General features: G+C 60.9%; 2 protein-coding genes. One reads left to right on the top strand and one right to left on the bottom strand.

The window, feature by feature from the left end:
* Positions 1–38 precede the first annotated feature (38 nt).
* Positions 39–722, top strand: coding sequence for a paraquat-inducible protein A (locus tag U5A52_RS42920; protein WP_415774146.1), 684 nt, complete (start codon positions 39–41; stop codon positions 720–722).
* Between the two features lie 72 nt (positions 723–794).
* Here the strand turns inward: U5A52_RS42920 and U5A52_RS42915 are convergent, their stop codons facing one another.
* Entirely contained in the window at positions 795–1,379 is a 585-nt protein-coding gene (locus tag U5A52_RS42915) for a TetR/AcrR family transcriptional regulator (RefSeq protein ID WP_321940467.1), read from the bottom strand.
* Positions 1,380–1,480 lie beyond the last annotated feature (101 nt).

The raw sequence follows: 1,480 nt of genomic DNA, 5'->3' as shown, positions 1-1,480 counted from the left end.
CACCCACGACTTTTCCCGCCTTGCCCTCCGTGTCCGCGATGGACCTGGGGCTTGTTGCGTGCAGGACCTGCAACGGTGTTGCCCGTCGGGAGTCCGATGAGTCCAGTCGTGGCGCGCCGTCCGCCCCGCAAGCGCGCGCGGCTGCCCAGCAATGCTCCCGTTGCGGAGCAAGGATGCATTCCAGGAAACCGGACAGTCTCATGCGCACCCAGGCTTTGCTGGTCGCCGCCGCAATCATGTATCTACCTGCAAACCTGCTGCCTGTTCTTCATACCGTGACAATGCTTGGCTCGAAGGACGACAGCATCATGAGCGGCATTGTTCATTTCTGGCGCAGTGGGGACTGGGTAATTGCTACGGTTGTCTTCATCGCGAGCGTCGCTTTCCCGCTACTTAAGGTCGTCGCGCTCGCGTTCCTCGCCTGGACAGCGGGTTGTGCTTCCCGCTGCCACCCGTTGGTGGGTACGAAGCTATTCCGGGTCGTTGAGCGCCTCGGCCGCTGGTCAATGCTCGATATTTTTGTCATTGCGCTTACGATCGCGCTCGTCAATTTCAGGTCTGTCGCTTCTGCGACGTCGGGCTGGGGCGCAGTCGCCTTTGCAGCCGTGGTCCTGCTGACGATGACGGCCACGATGCAGTTCGATCCACGGTTGATCTGGGACGCTCATGCCGGCTCGCATGAGCGTGACAAGAACGGCTCAAATAGCCCAACCGGCCCGTGACCGCCCCACGTTTTGGCCCTGCCAGTACGATGCCAATGGCGACAATCGCCGGAACCCCTATAGCGCACTGCCCTAGGCTGACGGCGCCCCGGGTGCACTTCGGCTCGTCCATGACGGCTCATCGAGCAGCCGCTCGAAAAGCCGTTCGCGCTCTTCCGACGACAGTGGTGACAGCCCGATCAACCCGGTAAACGCCAAGCCAACCGCCGCCGCCCAACGCAGCACCGCGATATCGCCATCGGGTGACTCCTTTCGGACCTCGGCAAGATCAGCAGCGTGAGCGCCCCGAATGGTTTCCAGGAGTTCCGGTGCCTGGACCAATGCAGCCAGTACGGCACGATTGGCAGAATGTGGCTGGCTGGCAGTTTCACGCATCACGGCAATCTGCGCGAGCAGGACCGGCTCCTTTACCGAAACATCGCAGGAACTCAGGTATCCGACTGCGAACTCTTCAAGGTACCGCCTCTGGAACTCCAGCAATGCCAGCAGGATTCCGTCCTTTGTGCCGAACTGATGGAGAAGCCCCCCCTTGCTGATGCCGCTCTCGCGGGCGAGTGCGTCGAAGGTAAGTGCGTTGAGGCCATCCCTCGAAAGGATGGTCAGAGCGGCCTTGAGGGCCGTGTTACGGGACCGTTCTGATCGGGTCGCGTTATCCATTATTGGCGGCTCACTGGAATGTCTGGTGTCAGTTGCAACTTCCCGGTCGCGACCTCATCGACTATCGAGGTATCAGCTGCCATCCGGTATCTTGACAAACT

It is taken from the genome of Paraburkholderia sp. J8-2 (genome assembly GCF_905220195.1).
Taxonomy (GTDB): domain Bacteria; phylum Pseudomonadota; class Gammaproteobacteria; order Burkholderiales; family Burkholderiaceae; genus Paraburkholderia.
This window is presented reverse-complemented; position numbering and strand designations above follow the sequence as displayed.